Source organism: Gordonia sp. 11cp, assembly GCF_057767225.1.
The window spans coordinates 3,971,024-3,989,020 of record NZ_CM173437.1 but is presented as its reverse complement, the minus strand read 5'-3'; the positions used below and the strand labels follow the sequence as shown (position 1 = coordinate 3,989,020).

Below are 17,997 nucleotides of genomic sequence, written 5' to 3'. Positions count from 1 at the left end.
CGTGGTTGTCCCTGTTTCGGCGACCACCGAGGTTACCGTGCGGTAGGGTCCGTCCCGGTCGGCCGCTCCACCGTCCGGGGAACCTCGGGCACCTGTCGTGCATCGGTCGCCGAATCCACTTTCCCGCAGGCGAATCGAGGTACACACATGATGAAGTTCGGCCTCATCGAGGAATGGGAGCCCCGCGCCGGTCACCTGACCAGCTGGGTGGCCTCCCTCGCTTCGGTGACGAATGCCGATCGGGCTCCTGTGCATCCCTCCCCGCCGTCCCACCAGCAGGAGGAGTACCTGCGGGTTGCCTGGCGCAACGAGTCCGCGGGGTTCCGCTTCGCCCGGCTCTGTCTCATGGCCTTCGACGTCTCGGCGCCCCTGGACGTCTCCGCGATGACGATCGCGGTCAACGAGTTCGTGCGGCGCCACGACAGCTTCCGGTCCTGGTTCTCGATGGAGGACGACGGTTCGGTCCTCCGCCATCTCGTGCCCCCGGAGGTCGTCGAAATGGTTCCGGTCGCATACGGCCACCGCGACGCCCCGCAGCTGCGGACGCATGTGCAGGACGAGACCTCGGGGCCGTTCAACTGGGACTGTTTCACCTTCGGGGCCATCGAGTGGGAGGGCGGGTTCACGCTCTACGCCGCGGCCGATCACCTCAACACCGACGGGATCTCACAGGCGATCACCTGCGTGGACCTGTTGTCGCTCTACATGAACGAGGCCTTCGGTGGCGACGTCGAGCTGCCCCCGGTCGGCAGCTACCTCGACTACTGCGCGCGCGAGCGCGACGTGTCGCGCCGGCTGACCCGTCGATCGCCGCACGTCCAGCGCTGGATCGATCTGGTGCAGGCGAACGGTGGGCGCCTGCCGAGTTTCCCGTTGCCGCTCGGCACCGGCGGACAGACGTATACGCGCAGCGCAATCGTGAACTCGACCCTGTTCGACGAGCCCACGGCCGCGCGTTTCGAACAGATCTGTCGCGAGCTGGGAGCCAACATGATCGCCGGGATCATGACGGCAGCCGCCCTCGTCTATGCCGAGTTCACCGGCCGGAGTGAGTATTTCGGGATGACGCCGAAGAGCACGAGGTCGGGCGCCGCGGAGCTGAAGTCGGTGGGCTGGTTCACGAGTCTGATCCCGGTTCCGCTCACCGTCGACGACGACGCGACGTTCCGCTCGCTGGCACCGGAGGCCGCGCGCAGCTACGAGTCCGGAAAAGAGTTGACCGACATATCGTTCCACCGGGTCCTCGAACTCGTGGAACCCGGCGACGGCATCGCGGTCCGGTCCGGCTGGGCGGTGCCGATGGTGTCCTACATCGACGTCCGCAAGCTCCCGGGCGTCGAGATCTTCGAAGCCGGGAACGGGTGCCTCTTCGGTAATCGCGGCAGCAGCGAGGAGGTGTACATGTGGGTCAATCGGTTCTCCGGCGAGACCTCGATCACGTTGCTGTACCCCGACACCGAGATCGCTCATGAGTCCGTGACGCAGTACGTCGAACGATTCGTCGCGGTGATGTCGGCGGTCGCCGACCTGGGCGACTACCGACCCTCGCTGCCGGCTCTCGCACCGTGACCGCCGGCCCCGCGGCGGGACGGCGGCCGACCGGCGCGATCGGCGATCGCCCGGGAGCCTGGGCTGCTCTCGCGGGATGCCTGCTCGGGGTGTTCATGCAGATGCTGGACACCACCATCGTCAACATCGCGCTGCCCGATCTCGCCCGGGACCTCGGCGCGTCGACGTCGCAGCAACTCCTGGTGCTGACGGTGTACACGCTGTCGTTCGCCTGCACCCTGCTGACCGCGGCGACACTGGGGGCCCGAGTCGGACGCCGCCGGATGTTCGTGATCGGCATGGTGGCCTTCACCGTCACATCGGTGCTGTGCGGTGTGTCGACCGGGCCGGGTGAACTCATCGCGTTTCGCGGGTTACAGGGTGTCAGTGCGGCGCTCATGTCTGCGCAGACCCTGGCGCTCATCGCGGCCCTCTTCGACAAGAGACGCCACGGACTGGTCTTCGGCGTCTACGGGGCCGTGGCCGGTCTCGCCGCCATCCTCGGCCCGGTGGTCGGCGGATTCCTCGTCGACGCCGACGTTCTCGGATGGGGCTGGCGCGCGATCTTCTTCGTCAACGTCCCACTGGGCGTGCTCTCCTGCCTGCTCGCCCACCGCCGCCTGCCCGACGCCCGTGAGCCGGCGCCGGGACGGGTTGACGTCCCGGGTGTGGTCATGTCGGCGACGGCGCTGTTCCTGCTGCTGTACCCGCTGGCCCTCGGACGCGAGATGGGGTGGCCCCCGATCCTGTGGGTGATGATCGGGACGGCCGGAATCCTGTTGGCGCTGTTCGCCCTCCACGAGTTGCGCGTCGACGCCCGCGGTGGCACTCCCCTGCTGCGACCACGACTGTTCGCCTCCCGCCGGTTCACGGTCGGGCTTCTCCTGTCGCTCCTGTTCTTCAGCGTGTTCGCCGGGTTCTTCTTCACCGTGTCGATCTCGGCCCAGGTCGGACTCGGCTTCTCGGCGTTCCGGACCGGGATGCTGGCACTGCCCTTCGCGATCGGTGCTGCCGTCGGCTCGCTCTGTTCGCCACGGGCGGTCGTCCGGCTCACGGCCCCGCACACCTTGACGGCCGGATCCCTCGCCGTCGGAGCCGGATTCGTCTGGCTCGCGATCATCATCGAACCGGCGGCGGAGACCTTGCCGTGGCCCGGCGTCCTGGGTCCCCTCGTACTCGGCGGTCTGGGGACCGGCCTGTTCATCGCACCGTTGCAGGCCGTGATCCTGTCCGACACGACCGAGTCCACGGTGGGCACGGCAACCGGGACGATCCCCACGGTTCAGCAGATCGGCGCCTCGATCGGGCTGGCGGTCGTCACCCTGTTCTTCTTCGGACAGGTGGCCGGCCAGACCGCCGAGACGGTTCCGGCTGTGCGAGCCGAACTCGTTGCGGCGTTGCCGGACTCACCGGTCCGCCCGGTGCTGCACGAGGCGGTCGCCGATCGTTTCGCATCCTGCGCGGGCGAGCAGCTGAGGTCCGCTCATCCGGAGCGACCGGCGCCGGCCTGCGCGGGCGGCCCGACGTCGCCGGCGATCGCGGCGGTCGCGGCGCAGGCGCGGCCGTGGACCCAGGACGCGGCGCGGTCGGTGACGGCCCGGACTTTCCTGGCCGCCCTGCGGACGACCCTCGTGACGTTGGGTCTCGTCGCCGTCGCGATCGCGGTACTCACGACGTCGCTACGGACGCGACAGTCCCCGTGAACGCACATCGCCCCGTCTCCTCGGCGGAGACGGGGCGATGTGTGGCGAGTTCGATCAGGCCTGGCCGACCTCGAACCGGGTGAAGCCCTTGATGGTCACACCGGCATCGTCGAGCAGTGCCTTCACGGTCTTCTTCGAGTCCTGGACCGACGACTGGTCGAGCAGCACGACGTCCTTGTAGAAGCCGTTGACGCGACCCTCCACGATCTTGGGCAGAGCCTGCTCGGGCTTGCCCTCCTCCTTGGCGGTCTGCTCGGCGATACGACGCTCGTTCTCGACGACGTCCGCGGGGACCTCGTCGCGAGTGGCATAGCGCGCCTTGAGAGCAGCGACCTGCATGGCGGCGCCGCGGGCGGCCTCTTCGGCACCCGCACCCTCGCCGGTGTAGGACACGAGCACGCCGACGGCCGGGGGCAGATCGGATGCACGCTTGTGCAGGTACACGGCCACCGGACCGTCGTAGTAGGCCACGCGACGCAGCTCGAGCTTCTCGCCGATCTTGGCCGAGAGTGCCGCCACGGCCTCATCGACGGTGCCGTCGCCGAGCGGAGCCTTCTTCAGCTCGTCGAGATCGTTCGTCTTCGCCGCGGCCGCCGCGTTCACGATGTCGTCGGCGAGCTGCTGGAACTCACCGTTCTTCGCGACGAAGTCGGTCTCGGAGTTGATCTCGATGAGCGCGCCGTCCTTGGCCGCGACCAGGCCCTCGGCAGTGGAGCGCTCGGCGCGCTTGCCCACGTCCTTGGCGCCCTTGATGCGCAGTTCTTCGACGGCCTTGTCGAAATCGCCGTCGTTGTTGGCCAGCGCGTTCTTGCAGTCGAGCATTCCAGAGCCGGTGAGCTCACGGAGACGCTTCACATCAGCTGCGGTGTAGTTCGCCATCGTTGGCGAGCCTCCTTCGGGAAGTGTGTTGGGACCGGACTGCAGAGCAGTGGGGACTACTGAGCAGCCGGTGCGTCGGCCGCGGCGTCGCCGCCGGCCGGTGCTGCGGCCTGGGTCAGCAGTTCCTGCTCCCACTCTGCCAGCGGTTCGCCGCTGCCGGCCTCGGGCTTGGCGTCGCCGCTGGCGGCACCGGCACGGGCCTGGACACCCTCGGCCACGGCCGAGGCCACGACGCGGGTGAGCAGCGCTGCGCTGCGGATGGCGTCGTCGTTGCCCGGGATCGGGTAGTCGACGAGGTCGGGATCGCAGTTGGTGTCCAGGATCGCGATGACCGGGATGTTCAGCTTGCGTGCCTCACCGACGGCGATGTGCTCTTTGTTGGTGTCGACGACCCACACGGCCGAGGGGACCTTGGCCATGTCGCGGATACCGCCGAGCGTGCGCTCGAGCTTGTTCTTCTCGCGGGTCAGCATCAAGATCTCTTTCTTGGTGCGGCCCTCGAAGCCACCGGTCTGCTCCATGGTCTCGAGCTCCTTCAGGCGCTGCAGGCGCTTGTGGACGGTCGAGAAGTTGGTGAGCATGCCACCGAGCCAGCGCTGGTTGACGTACGGCATGCCGACACGGGTCGCCTCTGCGGCGATCGATTCCTGGGCCTGCTTCTTGGTGCCGACGAAGAGGATGGTGCCGCCGTGGGCGACGGTCTCCTTGACGAACTCGTACGCCTTGTCGATGTAGGTCAGCGTCTGCTGCAAATCGATGATGTAGATGCCGTTGCGGTCGGTGAAGATGAATCGCTTCATCTTCGGGTTCCAACGGCGGGTCTGGTGCCCGAAGTGTGCGCCGCTGTCCAGCAGCTGCTTCATGGTCACGACAGCCATGATCGTCCTTTTCTCGCAGTTGTCGTCGGCACCGTCGGTACCGACCCTGGCGCCTGCGGCCGAGTGCCACCCGATACGGCATGGGCCGTCCGGGACTGCTCACTTAGCGTGTGTCCGTCGACTGTGCTGGTCAGGGCGTCGAAGCCCCGAGCGGCACAGAACTGAATGCAGGCGCGCGAAGTCACCTCATCAACGCGCGATGAGGTGCGGTCAGAAGTTTACGCCGCCACGGAACGAACACCAAAACACCTTCGCCCACGTCGGGGGGCGGATCCGGCATCGAGAGGCCGATCCGGCGGATCCCACTCGGCCTCCGGTGCGTCCAACCACCGTGCGAACTCCATCGCCACGCATCGTGGCCGCCATCCTGCTCGCCGCCCTCTGGTTCGCCGCTCCGGTCGCCACGGCCGCCTCCGGCGAGGCCTACACGGTACCGCTGGCGCCCCGGCCGACCGTCGTGACGGCCTACGACGAACCCGAGAAGCGGTGGCAGCCGGGACATCGGGGCGTCGACCTCGCCGCCGGGCCCGGCCAGGCCGTCCGCGCGGCAGGCGCGGGCCGGGTGCGGTTCGCGGGAACCGTCGCCGGACGGCCGCTGGTCTCGGTGTCGCATCCCGACGGCGTGATCACCACATATGAGCCGGTCGAGGCCGGCGTCGACGCGGGCGACCACGTGTCGCGCGGCGAGATCATCGGAACGGTGATCGGCGGGCATCCGGGATGCCCGGTGCTCGTCTGCCTGCACTGGGGCGCGCGGCGCGGCAGCGGGCGCGGAGCGGACTACCTGGACCCCCTGGGTCTGCTCGGCGCGGTGCGAGTCCGGCTCAAACCGGTCGGATGACCGCCGGACGGGCCGAACGGATGCGCCTCAGGCGCGGGGGTGCGCCTGACGGTGGACGGCGCGTAGGCGTTCGACGCTCACGTGGGTGTAGATCTGCGTCGTCGCGAGCGACGAGTGACCGAGTAGTTCCTGGACGACGCGCAGGTCGGCGCCGCCCTCCAGCAGGTGCGTGGCAGCGCTGTGCCGGAGTCCGTGCGGGCCGGTCGCCGCCCCGCCGCTCGCGGCGACCGCGCGTGCCACGACCGAGCGCGCCATCCGCTGGTCGAGCCGACCACCGCGGGCGCCGAGGAGCAGCGCCGCCCCCGAGGCGTCGGTGACCAGCGCCGGGCGCCCGGCGCGGAGCCAGTCGTCGACCGCGCGCGCGGCCGGCTCGCCGTACGGGACCGAACGTTCCTTGTCCCCCTTGCCGATCACCCGCATCACCCGCCGGTCGGCGTCGACGTCGCCCACATCCAGCCCGCACAACTCCCCCACGCGAATCCCGCTGGCGTACAGCAATTCCACGATGGCCCGGTCGCGCAGGGCGAGCGGGTCGTCGGGCGCGCGATCCGCGCTGGTGGCCGCGATCGCGGCCTCGGCCTGGGCGGGAGCCAGTACCGCGGGCAGCGTCCGGTGGGCCTTGGGCGCCTTCAGTCGCTGCGACGGGTCGGTGGCCAGATACCCCTCCCGGACCGCCCACGCGCAGAAGGTCTTCGCCGCCGAGACCTGCCGGGCCACCGTCGTGCGCGCCGCCCCGCGCCGGGTCAGTTCGGCGAGCCAGGCCCGCAGTAGGGCGAGATCGATGTCGCCGACCGCGACACCCCGGGCACCGGCGAACGAGACCAGTGCGCGCGCGCCACCGACGTAGGCACGGATCGTGTGCTCACTGCGCCCTTTCTCCAGGCGCAGGTGGTCGGCGAAGTCGTCGAGCATGGTCACGACCTCATCGTGTCGGGCATCCGGGTGCAACCGCACACGCGGCGTCGTGGCCGAATCGATGCCCGATCCCCAGACGTCGTCAGCCCTGGGCGCCGACCCCTTCCTCCTCGGCCCGCAGGTCGGCCTTCCACTGGCGGAAGCCTTCCTCGGTCCGTCCGCGCCGCCAATATCCGGAGATGGAGGCGTTCGCCGCCCCCACTCCGCGCTCCTTGCGGACGTAGGCCCGCAGATTGTGCATGACCGCCTGCGCCTCACCGTGGATGAACACGTGGGGCTCGCCGTCGAGCCACTCCGTGGCGCGGACCGCTTCGATCAGCGGCGCGTTGTCGCCGGCGAGTGAGTCGTCGACCTCGCCCGCGGGCCCGCCGCGATGCACCCACGTGATCTCCGCCCCGGCGGGCGCGTCGAGATCGAGTTCGTCCTCGGGTCCGGCGACCTCGATGAACACCTTGGCGACGGCGTCGGCGGGAAGCGCTTCGAGGGCAGCGGCGACCGCGGGGAGGCCGGCCTCGTCGCAGGCCAGCAGGTGCCAGGGGGCGTCCGCACGCGGGCGATAACCGCTGCCCGGTCCGATGAAGCGGATCGTCTCGCCCGAGCCGACCGTGGCCGCCCAGGGACCGGCGATGCCCTCGCTCCCGTGGACGACGAAGTCGACGACGAGCTCACGAGCGGCCGCATCGACGCGGCGAACGGTGTAGGTCCGCAGCACCGGCTGACGCTCCGGGGGCTCGTTGGCACGGACCTCCTGCAGATCGAACGGCTCCGGGTAGGTGACACCCGGCGGTGCGAAGATGAACTTCACATACATGTCGGTGTCGGGTTCCCCGGACTTGCCGACTGCCGGCTGGAAGTCCTCGAACCCTTCACCGCCCAGGTACAGGCGCACGAAGTGCGGACTGATCCGCTCGCTCCGGAGCACCGTCATCGTGTTCACGCGTTTCGCCATCGAACCTCCCTTTTCAGAGGTCACCTTACGCCCCTCCGTTTAGGGGACCCTTAGCTTTAGCCGAGCGAACCACCCATCCGCAGTTGTAAGGTTTTCTACTGATCAAGCGATGTGCATCTGAGACTTTGCCATTACTAAAATCAGACGTCGTGAGACCCGACCAGAGGTGACTCCATGCCGGATCAGCCCGTGGATCAATCCACCCCGCGCCGCGGTTCACGGCTCAGCGTCGACGACTGGCTGGAGGCGGCGACGCAGATCCTGGTCGACGACGGCATCGACGCCCTCAAGATCTCACGCCTGAGCGCCCGACTCGGCGTGACGAAGGGCAGCTTCTACTGGCACTTCACCGACATCGGTGCGCTGAAGACCGCGCTCGCCGAGCACTGTCGGCAAGCCCAGTCGTCCGCGGCCGCCCGGATCGAGTCACTCGAGTCCCTGCCTCCGCTCGAACGAGTCGACGCGATGGCGCGACTCCTGTCCGACCCGCGTCGCTGGGCGATGGAGTCGGCACTGCGGCGGTGGGCCGAGACCGACCCCATGATCGCGGATTCGGTCGACCAGCTCGACTGCCGGATCTTTGCGATCGCGATCTCCGCGATGCGTGAACTCGGGTTCTCCGAGGCCGAGGCACACGCTCGCGCCACGACACTGCTGTATGCGGGGATCGGCTATGTCCATGCGCACGGCCGTCTCAACGAGGCGACGGTCGAAGATCTGCATGTCATCATCGACATCCTCACCCGCCGCTGAGGTCACGCCAGCCGCCACCGTCCGTCGACGTTCTGCACGTGTCCCGTGACGTCGAGGTGCGCGAGCGCCGACCGCACCACCCCGATGTCGAGGCCCGCGGCGAACGCGATCTCGTCGATCCCCACGCCGCCGCGGCCGGGAATGGCGTCGTGGACCCGCAGCTGCTCGGCGTCGAGCCCGTCGGTCGGCTTCGCGCGGCCGCGGCCGATGTCACCGCCACCGTCGGGGCGCACCAGGTTGACGACCGACGCGACGTCGGAGACCAGCACCGCGAGTTCGTCGGCGATCATCCGATGGCAGCCGACCGAGGTCGCCGATGTGACCGGGCCGGGCACCGCCCCAAGCGGCCGGCCGAGCTTGCGCGCCCACGCGGCGGTGTTCGCCGCGCCGGACCGTCGCCCCGCCTCGACCACCACGGTCGCACCGCTCATCGCCGCGACCAGGCGGTTCCGGGTGAGGAACCGGTGTTTGGCGGCCGTCGTCCCCGGTGGGTACTCACTGATCACCGCGCCCGTGCGCGCGATCGCGGCCAACAGAGCCGAGTGCGACGCCGGATAGTCCCGGTCGATCCCACAGGCCATCACCGCCGCGGTCACCCCGCCCGCTGCGACGACCGCGCGGTGGGCAGCACCGTCGATGCCGAACGCTCCGCCGGACAGCACCGCGAAACCCTGGGCCGACACTCCCGACGCGAGCGTCTGCGTGACGTGTTCGCCGTAGGACGACGCGGCGCGCGACCCGATCAACGCGACCGACGCCGCGGCCAGGTCGTCGAGCCGGGCGGGGCCGCGTACCCACAGCGCGAGCGGTTCACCGCCGCGCGCCGCGGTGTCGGCCTGCCCCAGCGCCAGCAGCGACCAGGCCGGCCATTCCGGGTCGGCTCGGGTCACCAGGCGCGCACCGATCCGCTCGGCGGCGTCGAGATCATCTGGTGCACAGTCGGAATCGCATCGGGCCGCGGTCGCGGCGAGCACCGCGTCGTGACCGGCGGGCACGGTGCGCCGGCGGATCGCCGACGCGGCCTCGACGGGGCCGATGTCGTCGACGAGCGCGATGACCGCGGCACAGGGCGGTTCGGCGACCCGCGCCAGGTAAGCCCAGGCGATGGACTCGGGAGGATGGACGGTCACCAGGTCGCTCCTCGGTCTCGATACAGAAGTGCTTGCGCGACATCGTCTTCGACGGGACGCTCGGATCCGCGTAGATCGCTGAGGGTCCAGGCCAGCCGCAGTGCCCGATCGGCGCCGCGCGCCGTCACGCGGCCGTCGCGGAGGAACAGTTCGATGGGCCGCAGTACGTCCGGTGGCAGCCGGAACCGCTGGCGCAACGCGGACCCGGGGACCTCGGCGTTGGTACGCCACCCGAACTCCGACCACCGCTCGATCGCGGTGGCCCGCGCCGCGGTGACCCGGGCGCGGACGTCGGCACTCGACTCCCCGGCACCGCTCATCAGCGCGGTGTTCCCCGGCGGATCCATACGCACCCGGATGTCCACGCGGTCGAGCAGCGGCCCCGACAGCTTGCCGAGGTAGCGCCGCCTGACGACGGCCGTGCACACGCAGTCCACATCGTGGGCGGGCGCGCACGGGCACGGGTTCGCCGCGAGGATGAGCTGAAAGCGTGCGGGATACGACGCGACGCCGTCGCGACGCGGGACCCGCACCTCGCCGTCTTCCAATGGCTCGCGCAGGGATTCCAGGGCTTTGACACTCATCTCGGCGCATTCGTCGAGGAACAGCACTCCCCGATGTGCTTTGGACACCGCACCCGGACGCGCGAAACCGGTGCCACCTCCCAGGAGTGCCGTGGTCGTCGAACTGTGGTGCGGGGCCACGAACGGCGGATCGGTGATCAGTGGACGTCCGGGCGACAACTCCCCCACCAGGGAGTGGATGGCCGTCACCTCCAGCGAGTCCTCGAGACCCAGCGGCGGCAGGATGCCCGGCAACCGCCGCGCCAGCATCGTCTTGCCGATTCCAGGCGATCCCGTCATCAACACGTGATGTGCTCCGGCCGCGGCGATCTCGAGCGCATGCCGGGCCTCCTGCTGCCCCACCACGTCGGCCATGTCCGGAATCGGTGGCGCCTGCGAGACCGTCGCGTCGTGCACCGTGTCGAGCACATGGTCTCCGGCCAGCCACTGGGTCACCTCTTTGAGACTCGTCGCGCCGCCGACGTCCATCCCCTCGACGAGCGCCGCCTCGGCGACGGTCTCGATCGGCACGACCGCCCGCCGGTATCCCTCCTGCCGTGCGGCGATCACCGCCGGCAACACCCCGCGGATCGGCCGTACGGTGCCGTCCAGACCGAGCTCGCCCAGGAAGACCGTCGACGACAACTTCTCCGCCGACACCTGTTGGGTGGCAGCCAGAATCGCGACGGCCATCGACAGATCGAACCCCGGGCCGATCTTCGGCATGTCGGCCGGCGACAACGCCACCGTCACCTTCAGCTCGGGAAAACTGAACCCGGAATTCTTGATTGCAGCCCGCACCCGGTCCCGCGCCTCCCGAACCGACGGGTCCGGATTGCCCGTCACCGCGAATCCCGGCAGACCCGAACTCACACTCGCCTGCACATCGACCACCCGCGCGGCAAAGGCATTGAGCCCCACCGCCTGTGTTTGCCCCAACATGGGCACAGTGTCGCCGGTGCCATGCGTCGCGGACGGTCCCGAACCACCCGGACAGCCGATCTGTGGATGAGGCCGTGGTTGTCCACCATGGTCACGCCTCGAGGTTCGCCTCGGTGCGAACGCGATTGTCGGGAGCGCACGCGAGGGAGCCGCGCTACCTGCCGAGGCGCTTGACTAGGCTCGACAACCGATGAACCACGGAACTTTCGACGATGCGTTCGTCGGTGATCTCGACCGGCTGCTGCGATGGCGACGCGACGTCCGTCGCTTCAGCCGCGAGCCACTGGAACCACATCTGCTGCCCCAGATCCTCGACGCGGCCGAACTCGCGCCGTCGGTGGGCAACAGCCAGCCGTGGCGCTGGGTCGAAGTGCGGTCCACCACGGCCCGAAAGGCGGTGCGCGACAGCTTCACCCGCTGCAATGCCGATGCGCTCGACGGCTACACGGGCGAACGCGCACAGCTGTATTCGTCACTCAAGCTCGCCGGTCTCGACGACGCTCCCGTCCACCTCGCCGTGTTCTGCGAACCCGCTGTCGCCCAGGGCCAGGGACTCGGCCGACAAACAGTGCCCGAGACGTTGGAGTATTCGGTCGTCACCGCGATCTCCACACTCTGGCTGGCGGCGCGGGCCCGGGGCGTCGGGGTGGGTTGGGTGTCGATCATCGAACCCGACCGGGTGACCGCGGCTCTCGCGGTCCCGTCCGCGTGGAAGCTGGTCGCCTACCTGTGTATCGGCTACCCGGCCCATGATTCGGAGACGCCCGAACTCGAACGTGTCGGCTGGCAGGCTCGGACTGCGTCTGAGGAGCGCCACTTCGTGCGCTGACACCAGATCGTGACCCGCTCGACCACACGTTTGTGCACAACACCAGTAACAATAGTCACGTCAATCACTTCTGTCACAAGAGTAACTGGAGGGCGTGCGTGTCGAGCCGTCTCACCACGAGTGTCCGGCTGGCACTCGCCGGGGTCATCGCGTTCAGCGGTACCGCGATCGCCCTGACGACCGGCGCCGGCGTCGCCCACGCCGCACCCTGCGGCAACGCGAGCACCGGATCGAGTGTCCTCGGCTTCGGCTCCAGCGGATCGAGTGGTTCGAGTGGTTCGGAGGGGTCCTCCGGCGGCTCGAGCATCCCGAACCCGGGTCCCCAGGCGCCGCTGGTCCCCTATGTCGGGTCCAAGTCCCGCACCGTCGGCTGGGTGACGGGGCCGCTCAGCGCCAACCGGACGTACAGCCGGTTCGGGATCGGCGGCACCGATCTCGGCGTCGCCTGGGACAACGGCCGCGGACAGACCCTGATGGCCTTCGGGGACACCTTCGGCAACTGCAACGCACCGGGGCAGCAGTGGCGACACAACGTGCTCCTCCGCACCGACGACGACAACCTCGCCAACGGGCTGTCCGTGCCCGACGGTCGTGCGGGCGACGTGACCTCGGGTTCGGTGATCGCGCCGGGTCAACCCAACTACGCGCAGGAGCTCATCCCGTCGGTCGGCATCTCCAACGTCGAGGTCACGACCATCCCCACCGCGGCCATCTCCCTCCCGCACGGCGACGGCTTCCGCCAGTACGTCAACTACATGTCGGTGCGATCGTGGGGTTCGCCGGGCAACTGGGTCACCAACTTCTCGGCCATCGCCCATTCCGACGACAACGGCCAGACCTGGGTCACCGACCAGGACACCATCCTCATCAATGCGCCGGTGTCACTCCGACTTCCCGGCGAGTTCCGCCCGATCGAGTTCAACAACGGCAAGTTCCAGCAGAACGCCTACGTCCGCGGCCGGGCCGGGACGCCCGACGCGGAGTACGTCTACCAGTACGGCACGCCGAACGGGCGATTCGGCGCCGCGTTCCTCGCCCGCTTCCGGTCGGCGGACATCCTGTCACTGGACGCGTACGAATACTGGGCGGGGAAGAGCCGCGGCTGGGTGGACGACATCGCCGCGATCCCCGACGACGGCTCCGCGATCGTCGTCGGTCAACCGGTCACCGAACTCTCGGTCGCCTGGAGTCCCTATCTCGAGAAATACATCATGCTCGACGGCGACAACGACATCACGCTGCGCACCGCGGACCGTCCCGAAGGCCCGTGGAGCGCACCGAAGACCATCGTGCCCCGCGGCGCGCTCGTCGTCTACGGACCGATGATGCTCCCGGGTTCCCCCGCGCTGCAGGGTGATTCGAAGGACCTGTACTTCAACGCATCGCGTTGGAGCGACTACAACGTGATGCTGATCCGCACCGACCTGAGCAAGCTCTGACGCGTTCAGCTCACACGTAGACGCCGCGGTGATGCCGAACGCGCGCACGGGCCAGGTCGTCGGGTGCGGCCTGGTCGAGCCGCACACTGACCACGTCGAACCGGATCTGCGACCACCGGCGGTCCTGCGCGGCGAGCCACAACCGGGCGAGCCGACGCATCCGCGCGAGCTTCGTCGGCGTGACCGCCATGACCGGATCGTCGTAGGTGCGGCTCGCGCGGGTCTTGACCTCGACGATCACCAGGATCGACCCGTCGGCCGCGACGAGATCGAGTTCGCCATATCGGGTACGCCAATTGCGTTCCAGGACAGTCCAACCCAGCGATGTCGCATAGTCTGCGGCCACATCCTCACCGAGCCGGCCGATGTGTCCGCGTCGATCGGGGCGGGGATGTCCGCGCGGTTCAGCACTCATGCCGATCAGCGTCGCGCAGAACCGCTTTCGATCACCGCTCGAATACGAGCAAAGCCCTGATCTGTGGACGATCAGGGCTCTGTCAACAGCTGCGCTTCCACCAAGCGCGGGCGCGGGATCAGGGTTCGTCGGGCAGTCGGAGTTCCGGCTTCTCGAGCTCTTCGATGTTGACGTCCTTGAACGTGATCACGCGAACCTGCTTGACGAAGCGCGCCGGACGGTACATGTCCCACACCCACGCATCGCTCATCCGGAGTTCGAAGTACACCTCGCCGTCGGTGTTGCGCGGGATCATCTCGACGGCGTTGGCGAGGTAGAAGCGCCGCTCCGTCTCCACCACATAGGTGAACTGCCCGACGATGTCCTTGTACTCGCGGTACAGAGAGAGTTCCATCTCGGTTTCGTACTTCTCGAGATCCTCAGCACTCATCCTGTCAGCCTATCCCTGTTGTCGTTTGCGCTGGTGACCACACGTGCCGCGACATTACGGTACGACATGCGGTGTTGTGACGACGGGCCTGCCGCGTCGATGCGCGACATGTGCAACGCCGTGCTGTAGCCCTTGTGGATGGCGAAGTCGTACCCGGGCAGGTCGTCGTCCATGGCGATCATGATGCGGTCTCTGGTGACCTTCGCGATGATGCTGGCGGCGGCTATGCACGCGGCGGCCCCGTCTCCCCCGATCACCGGCAGCGACGGCGCGGTCAGCCCCGGCACCGCGAAACCGTCGGACAACACGTAACCGGGCTTCACGTCGAGTGCCGCCACCGCGCGCCGCATGCCTTCGATGTTGGCGACGTGGATGCCGATGCGATCGATCTCCGCGGCCTCGATGATCACCGCGCTCCAGCTCTGCGCGTAGCGCGTCACCGATCGGTACAGCCCCTCACGTGTCCGCTCGGTCAGCTTCTTGGAGTCGTCGAGATCGGCGAGGGATGCGAGCTGGGTCGGCTTGAGCACGCACGCCGCGACCACGAGGGGCCCGGCACACGCACCGCGACCGGCTTCGTCGACACCGGCCACCGGCCCGAGACCCTGGCGGTGCAGTGCGAACTCGAACGTCCGCAGGCCCGCAGCGCGACGGACGGGCGAACGCGGAGGCCATCGAGTCGTCACGGCTCACCCATCACTGCTGCGGATTGAACGAACCGACACCACCGATCCGCGAGAAGGGATAGATGATGAAACGGACCTTGCCGCGGATGTCGCTCACCGGGACCGTGCCCTGGAACCGGTCCTCGACGTGGTAGCGCGAGTCCTGCGAGTTCAGGCGGTTGTCACCCATCACCCACACATTGCCCTCGGGAACCTTGATCGGACCGAAGTCGGGGCCGAGACACGGGGGCACCTGATCGCCCGGACCGGCCACGCCGGGCCCGAACGAGGCGACCGTCTCCTCCTGGAGCTTCATGTCGATGTAGGGCTCACGCAGCGGGCGACCGTCGACCTTGACGCCGACGCCCTCGTCGTTGCGGCATTCGACGGTCTGACCGCCGGTGGCGATGACCCTCTTGACGAGATTGTTCTCGTCGGGCGGCGCGAAACCGAACCACGAGAGGGCGTCCTGCGCCTTGTGCATCACCGGATTCGTCGACCGGGGTGACACCCAGGCGCCGTTCCACGACTCCGACGGCCCCTTGAATACGACGACGTCGCCGGGCTGCGGATCACCGAACCGGTAGGTGAGCTTGTCGATCACGATGCGGTCGTTCGTGCAGCCGTCGCAGCCGATGAGGGTCGACTCCATCGACTCCGACGGGATCACGTACTGCCGACCGATGAAGGTCTGCAGAACCCAGGTGAGGAGCAGGACGCACCCCACGATGATCACGACTTCGCGCAGGAGCGAACCCGATCCGGATGTACGCTTGCCGCGCTCGTCGGCTGGGTCGTCCCGGTCGGTCTTCAACCGCCATGGACGCTTGGCGTCCTCGTCGCGGTCGCCGCCGGGGGCGTCGTGGGGTCGCTGTGTGTCGGCCACCTCGTCAGGTTAGACGCGTCAGCGCTTTTCCTTGATCTTGGCTGCCTTGCCGCGCAGGTCACGCAGGTAGTAGAGCTTGGCGCGACGGACGTCACCGCGGGTGAGGACGTCGATCTTGGCGATGTTCGGGCTGTGCACGGGGAAGGTGCGCTCGACGCCGACGCCGAAGGACACCTTGCGGACGGTGAACGTCTCGCGCACGCCGCCACCCTGACGACGGATGACGACGCCCTTGAACACCTGGACGCGCTCCTTGCTGCCCTCGATGACCTTGACGTGGACGTCGAGGGTGTCGCCGGGGCCGAAGTCCGGCACGTCGTCGCGGAGGGACTGCTTGTCGAGGAAATCGAGCGTGTTCATGTGGCGTGGTCCTTGTCTGGCGGAAAACGTTGAGCAGAGGAACCTGGCGGCCCGTGGGCTCGACCGGTTCGTGCTCCGAGTCGTTGGCGTCGCTGCCGACGGTGTCACTGACGTCGAGGTCACGGACGGCCCCGGAGACGGGGCATCGTCGGCAGGCAACCCGACTATTGTGCCAGAGACACCCCGGGCCGACGAAATCGCGGTGCGGCACTACACGCGCGGGCCGACGACCACCACATTGTCGGCCTGCAAGGCGGAGACGGTGGCCGGGTCCATCGGGGTCGCCGCGGCGATCGCGGTGGGCGTGACTCCGGCATGCACCATGTGGTCGAGAATCGCGAGTTCCGGCGCCCGCCCGTCGGCGGTGAGCGCCTCGTCGTCGGCGAGTTCCACCCCGGCCCGTTGATATGGCTGCGGGTCGTTGGTCCCCACGACGACCACCCGCGTTCCTCGTGCACCGGTCCCCACCCCCACCGCCGTCCGGAACCAGCCGGCGATCGACGACGGAACCGTCGTCTGCAGTCGCTCGGCTCTCGCCCGCAGCCAGGCCAGGTCGGCGGCGCCGACCCCATCGCGGCCGGTGCGCGCGGCGGCGCCGGCCAGACCGCCGACACCGGCGGCCACCGCTCCCGCCGCGCCCATCGCCCCGAGCGGCATCATCGGCATCATGCCGCTCGTAGCCGCGGGCGCACCCGCGCTCTGCCCCGCCTCGCCCGACCGTTCGGTGTGGTCGTCGCCGGCGGCGGTGAGTGCCATCCGGCCCGTGCTCGCGGCTTCGACGCGCCACGTGTCGTCACCGATCGCGGAATTCACCTCCGCGCGCCGCACGTCGCGGTCGGCGATCAGCGCGATCACCGACATCTGCTGCCGGGTCTCGGTCACCGTCCGGGCATAGGCGTCCAGCGACGTCCCCAGTGCGCGAAGCCGGTCCGCCGCCCCGGGCAGATCGGCCGCGGCGCTCCGTCCGAGGCCGTCCACGACGGCCTGGTGAAACCGGCCGGCCGCACCCTCATCCCCCGTGTACGAGTCGGTCGCCGACGCCACCGCTCCGGCGAGGCCGTCCAGTGCATCCGCCAGTTCGCGGGCGCGCTGCGCCGAGTCGCGCAGGGCGGCGGTGTCGGCAGTCGGCCACGTCCCGGGTGCCAGCCTCTCGGCGATCCGCTCGGCCTCGTCCGGCATCATCGGACGTCCCCCCGACCGATACGCGTGGACGCTTCGGCGTCGGTCGCGAGGAGCGCATCCACGCCGGACACCAGGGCCTGCCGGTGCGCATCGAGCCGGTTCTCCGCGTCGTACAGGGACTCGGCGGCCGCCGCGACCGCCGGCGAGAAACCCTGCCGGAATGCTCGAGCCGGGTCACCGACGCCCACCGCCGCGTCGACGTCGCGGAGCAGCGCGGAGAGTTGGGCTCGCACGTCCGCGAGTCCCACCGTCGCCTCCGCGACACGCAGCGCCAGTGCGGCGGCCGCGCCGGTGTCCGCCGCGACCCGGTGGTGATCGGCGTCCGCGACCGGGACCGGATCAGGAGTCGCCATCGGTCACCACGCGCTCGAGACGGGCGTCGACGTAATCGATCGGCAGGTCTGATGCGGCGGAGAGCACCTCGGCGGATCGGGTGCGTAGGGCGGTGTCCGCTTCGGCGATCAGCGTGGTGAGCAGGGTCGACAGCTGATCCGCGCGGTAGCGTCGAAGTGCGGCGGGTTCGATCGCGATGTCCAGCGCGAGTCCACGGGCGTCGACCGTCACCGCGACGAGCCGGTCGTGACTGGTGGCCCGAGAGGTCAGCTGAGACAACGCTTTCCGAATACGGTCGAGTTCGCTGCGCTGCCGGTCGAGTTCGTCGACCATGGCCGAATACCCCTGCATCCCCGA

20 protein-coding genes are annotated in these 17,997 nt (G+C 68.9%); 6 read left to right on the top strand and 14 right to left on the bottom strand.

Translation table 11 applies throughout. The annotated features are described in order from the left end of the window. The first annotated feature begins 147 nt into the window (after positions 1–147). Positions 148–1,569: a condensation domain-containing protein gene (locus tag AC3B6C_RS17845; RefSeq protein WP_488373648.1), complete on the top strand. Its 1,422-nt coding sequence runs from the start codon at positions 148–150 to the stop codon at positions 1,567–1,569. A gap of 95 nt (positions 1,570–1,664) precedes the next feature. Beyond that, on the top strand, positions 1,665–3,251 hold the full coding sequence (locus AC3B6C_RS17840; protein WP_488376297.1) for an MFS transporter: 1,587 nt from the start codon (positions 1,665–1,667) through the stop codon (positions 3,249–3,251). Positions 3,252–3,305: 54 nt separating this feature from the next. Here the strand turns inward: AC3B6C_RS17840 and tsf are convergent, their stop codons facing one another. Together tsf and rpsB are read right to left on the bottom strand one after the other, a co-directional pair. After that, on the bottom strand, positions 3,306–4,130 hold the full coding sequence (gene tsf / locus AC3B6C_RS17835; RefSeq protein WP_014926473.1) for a translation elongation factor Ts: 825 nt from the start codon (positions 4,128–4,130) through the stop codon (positions 3,306–3,308). A 56-nt stretch (positions 4,131–4,186) separates the two neighbouring features. After that, positions 4,187–5,008: a 30S ribosomal protein S2 gene (rpsB, locus tag AC3B6C_RS17830; RefSeq protein ID WP_010841493.1), complete on the bottom strand. Its 822-nt coding sequence runs from the start codon at positions 5,006–5,008 to the stop codon at positions 4,187–4,189. Positions 5,009–5,363: 355 nt separating this feature from the next. Between rpsB and AC3B6C_RS17825 the strand changes: the two genes are divergently transcribed. Then, entirely contained in the window at positions 5,364–5,849 is a 486-nt protein-coding gene (locus tag AC3B6C_RS17825; protein WP_488373647.1) for a M23 family metallopeptidase, read from the top strand. A gap of 27 nt (positions 5,850–5,876) precedes the next feature. On the opposite strand, the gene AC3B6C_RS17820 is transcribed toward AC3B6C_RS17825, so the two are convergent. Together AC3B6C_RS17820 and AC3B6C_RS17815 are read right to left on the bottom strand one after the other, a co-directional pair. Next, positions 5,877–6,761: a tyrosine recombinase XerC gene (locus AC3B6C_RS17820; protein WP_488376296.1), complete on the bottom strand. Its 885-nt coding sequence runs from the start codon at positions 6,759–6,761 to the stop codon at positions 5,877–5,879. An 85-nt stretch (positions 6,762–6,846) separates the two neighbouring features. After that, complete coding sequence (locus AC3B6C_RS17815; RefSeq protein ID WP_055474789.1) at positions 6,847–7,713, bottom strand: siderophore-interacting protein; 867 nt, start codon at positions 7,711–7,713, stop codon at positions 6,847–6,849. Between the two features lie 174 nt (positions 7,714–7,887). On the opposite strand from AC3B6C_RS17815, the gene AC3B6C_RS17810 reads away from it, so the two are divergent. Further along, complete coding sequence (locus tag AC3B6C_RS17810) at positions 7,888–8,466, top strand: TetR/AcrR family transcriptional regulator (protein WP_488373646.1); 579 nt, start codon at positions 7,888–7,890, stop codon at positions 8,464–8,466. A gap of 2 nt (positions 8,467–8,468) precedes the next feature. On the opposite strand, the gene dprA is transcribed toward AC3B6C_RS17810, so the two are convergent. Both dprA and AC3B6C_RS17800 read right to left on the bottom strand, forming a co-directional pair. After that, positions 8,469–9,596 carry a DNA-processing protein DprA gene (dprA, locus tag AC3B6C_RS17805; RefSeq protein WP_488373645.1) on the bottom strand — a complete coding sequence of 376 codons (1,128 nt, stop codon included), beginning with the start codon at positions 9,594–9,596 and terminating at the stop codon, positions 8,469–8,471. Beyond that, a complete protein-coding gene (locus AC3B6C_RS17800) occupies positions 9,593–11,101 on the bottom strand; it encodes a YifB family Mg chelatase-like AAA ATPase (RefSeq protein WP_488373644.1) in 1,509 nt (502 codons plus the stop codon). The genes dprA and AC3B6C_RS17800 overlap by 4 nt, the downstream gene beginning before the upstream one ends. Before the next feature lie 190 nt (positions 11,102–11,291). On the opposite strand from AC3B6C_RS17800, the gene bluB reads away from it, so the two are divergent. Both bluB and AC3B6C_RS17790 read left to right on the top strand, forming a co-directional pair. Continuing rightward, entirely contained in the window at positions 11,292–11,930 is a 639-nt protein-coding gene (gene bluB / locus AC3B6C_RS17795; RefSeq protein WP_010841578.1) for a 5,6-dimethylbenzimidazole synthase, read from the top strand. Positions 11,931–12,028: 98 nt separating this feature from the next. Beyond that, entirely contained in the window at positions 12,029–13,369 is a 1,341-nt protein-coding gene (locus AC3B6C_RS17790) for a glycoside hydrolase family 183 protein (protein WP_488373643.1), read from the top strand. A gap of 10 nt (positions 13,370–13,379) precedes the next feature. Here AC3B6C_RS17790 and AC3B6C_RS17785 read toward each other — a convergent pair whose 3' ends face one another. The 8 genes from AC3B6C_RS17785 to AC3B6C_RS17750 form a co-directional block, all read right to left on the bottom strand. Then, positions 13,380–13,784, bottom strand: a complete 405-nt coding sequence (locus tag AC3B6C_RS17785; protein WP_010841580.1) for a YraN family protein — start codon at positions 13,782–13,784, stop codon at positions 13,380–13,382. Positions 13,785–13,902: 118 nt separating this feature from the next. After that, on the bottom strand, positions 13,903–14,214 hold the full coding sequence (locus tag AC3B6C_RS17780) for a DUF2469 domain-containing protein (protein ID WP_005198978.1): 312 nt from the start codon (positions 14,212–14,214) through the stop codon (positions 13,903–13,905). Beyond that, positions 14,211–14,900: a ribonuclease HII gene (locus tag AC3B6C_RS17775; protein WP_488373642.1), complete on the bottom strand. Its 690-nt coding sequence runs from the start codon at positions 14,898–14,900 to the stop codon at positions 14,211–14,213. Before AC3B6C_RS17775 ends, AC3B6C_RS17780 begins: the two co-directional genes overlap by 4 nt. A 10-nt stretch (positions 14,901–14,910) precedes the next feature. Continuing rightward, the gene (gene lepB, locus AC3B6C_RS17770; protein WP_488373641.1) at positions 14,911–15,765 is read right to left on the bottom strand and encodes a signal peptidase I; all 855 of its coding nucleotides are present in this window, start codon (positions 15,763–15,765) and stop codon (positions 14,911–14,913) included. 18 nt (positions 15,766–15,783) lie between these two features. Continuing rightward, positions 15,784–16,125 carry a 50S ribosomal protein L19 gene (gene rplS / locus AC3B6C_RS17765; RefSeq protein WP_004572295.1) on the bottom strand — a complete coding sequence of 114 codons (342 nt, stop codon included), beginning with the start codon at positions 16,123–16,125 and terminating at the stop codon, positions 15,784–15,786. 210 nt (positions 16,126–16,335) lie between these two features. Further along, positions 16,336–17,304, bottom strand: a complete 969-nt coding sequence (locus AC3B6C_RS17760) for a hypothetical protein (protein ID WP_488376295.1) — start codon at positions 17,302–17,304, stop codon at positions 16,336–16,338. Then, positions 17,304–17,660, bottom strand: a complete 357-nt coding sequence (locus tag AC3B6C_RS17755; RefSeq protein ID WP_488373640.1) for a hypothetical protein — start codon at positions 17,658–17,660, stop codon at positions 17,304–17,306. The genes AC3B6C_RS17760 and AC3B6C_RS17755 overlap by 1 nt, the downstream gene beginning before the upstream one ends. Continuing rightward, entirely contained in the window at positions 17,647–17,991 is a 345-nt protein-coding gene (locus AC3B6C_RS17750; RefSeq protein WP_488373639.1) for a YbaB/EbfC family nucleoid-associated protein, read from the bottom strand. The genes AC3B6C_RS17755 and AC3B6C_RS17750 overlap by 14 nt, the downstream gene beginning before the upstream one ends. Positions 17,992–17,997 lie beyond the last annotated feature (6 nt).

Coding starts and splice junctions, on each gene's coding strand:
- AC3B6C_RS17845 (WP_488373648.1), top strand. CDS start 148: ATGATGAAGTTCGGCCTCATCGAGGAATGGGAGCCCCGCGCCGGTCAC.
- AC3B6C_RS17840 (WP_488376297.1), top strand. CDS start 1,665: ATGCAGATGCTGGACACCACCATCGTCAACATCGCGCTGCCCGATCTC.
- tsf (WP_014926473.1), bottom strand. CDS start 4,130: ATGGCGAACTACACCGCAGCTGATGTGAAGCGTCTCCGTGAGCTCACC.
- rpsB (WP_010841493.1), bottom strand. CDS start 5,008: ATGGCTGTCGTGACCATGAAGCAGCTGCTGGACAGCGGCGCACACTTC.
- AC3B6C_RS17820 (WP_488376296.1), bottom strand. CDS start 6,761: ATGCTCGACGACTTCGCCGACCACCTGCGCCTGGAGAAAGGGCGCAGT.
- AC3B6C_RS17815 (WP_055474789.1), bottom strand. CDS start 7,713: ATGGCGAAACGCGTGAACACGATGACGGTGCTCCGGAGCGAGCGGATC.
- AC3B6C_RS17810 (WP_488373646.1), top strand. CDS start 7,888: ATGCCGGATCAGCCCGTGGATCAATCCACCCCGCGCCGCGGTTCACGG.
- AC3B6C_RS17800 (WP_488373644.1), bottom strand. CDS start 11,101: ATGTTGGGGCAAACACAGGCGGTGGGGCTCAATGCCTTTGCCGCGCGG.
- bluB (WP_010841578.1), top strand. CDS start 11,292: ATGAACCACGGAACTTTCGACGATGCGTTCGTCGGTGATCTCGACCGG.
- AC3B6C_RS17785 (WP_010841580.1), bottom strand. CDS start 13,784: ATGAGTGCTGAACCGCGCGGACATCCCCGCCCCGATCGACGCGGACAC.
- AC3B6C_RS17780 (WP_005198978.1), bottom strand. CDS start 14,214: ATGAGTGCTGAGGATCTCGAGAAGTACGAAACCGAGATGGAACTCTCT.
- rplS (WP_004572295.1), bottom strand. CDS start 16,125: ATGAACACGCTCGATTTCCTCGACAAGCAGTCCCTCCGCGACGACGTG.
- AC3B6C_RS17760 (WP_488376295.1), bottom strand. CDS start 17,304: ATGCCGGACGAGGCCGAGCGGATCGCCGAGAGGCTGGCACCCGGGACG.
- AC3B6C_RS17755 (WP_488373640.1), bottom strand. CDS start 17,660: ATGGCGACTCCTGATCCGGTCCCGGTCGCGGACGCCGATCACCACCGG.
- AC3B6C_RS17750 (WP_488373639.1), bottom strand. CDS start 17,991: ATGCAGGGGTATTCGGCCATGGTCGACGAACTCGACCGGCAGCGCAGC.